Raw genomic sequence first — 1,156 nt, forward strand, 5'->3', positions numbered from 1 at the left:
CAATTGTGGATCCTATAAAATTAATTGAATATCATTAATAAATGTTATATTTTAAAAAAATATATAAAATTACAATAATTTCATGTGAATTATTTTCGTATCAAAGGGTACACCTTTTGAAGTGGCGTGATTTCTATGAAAAACAATGTGTCAAAAAGTTGGAGATAACATTTTGAAGTAGGGGTACCGCCACATGCCCATTAACCTAGCAGAAGAGCTTGTCCCAAAAATGATAAAAACTATAAAAGACATAAAACAATAAACACRTATTTCATATTTACTTTTGTTGTGGCCGATAAAAAGCATCTACCAATTGATTATACTCGCTTCTTGAAATTTCTTTATTATACAGTTTAATTAATAACTCTTTATGCGCCTTCGAAAACGCTATTTTATCAATAAATTTTGGATACATACGATCATTTTCTCCCCGTCTGATAAATTATTCTGTTGAATTTCGTCTGTTTTCCCTGAATATTTTAAAAAATAAACCAACAATGTTTTATGAAATATTACATATCGAAATGATTGGACATTTTATAAGCGCTTACTATTACGAAAATGACAAAAACCCTTCATTTCTCCTATGAAGAGGGTGAAGCAAAAACATTAAACCATTATATTTAAAGTTTAATCTACATGAATCGACAAGGAAAGACTTTTTTAGACGAAATTATACATAATTTTATGTAATTGTACATATCCAAATAAAGTAAAAGTGTATTTAAAGTACCATTATATTATATTGAAAATATTTTTTAGTAGGAGGTTCATATGGATTAATTAAGATTATTATAGTTAATGTTTAATTATTAAAGTTAAATTATTTTAATGAAAATGAGTATGGTGAACTTTAAATAATAAAAAGAAAACAAAAGCGGAACCTTTCAATAGAAAGTAGGAATGAAGTTGTTATTTAAAGTATTAATGAAGATGATGATGTTGACTTTGTTAACGATAGAAAAGTTAAGCGCCCATAAAGGGTGCTTTGTTCTTTGTTACATATAAATTACAGAATAAATAATAATATGAATAAAATAGACAATTGGATTAAAAAAGTGTATATATCTCTTTGGTGATTAATTCAAACACAGTCCGATGCGAAAAAAAGATTTAATAAGACAATGGAAAACGGATTTACAGGAGATTTCTAAAG

The 1,156-nt window shown here is 26.3% G+C and carries 1 protein-coding gene; it reads right to left on the minus strand.

All coding sequences use genetic code 11. The features are described 5' to 3' along the window. Positions 1-277 precede the first annotated feature (277 nt). Positions 278-415 (minus strand): hypothetical protein, encoded by a 138-nt coding sequence (locus AC1DTM_RS27595; RefSeq protein ID WP_000283272.1) that lies wholly within the window; start codon positions 413-415, stop codon positions 278-280. Positions 416-1,156 lie beyond the last annotated feature (741 nt).

It is taken from the genome of Bacillus sp. P4_D3, from assembly GCF_056401855.1.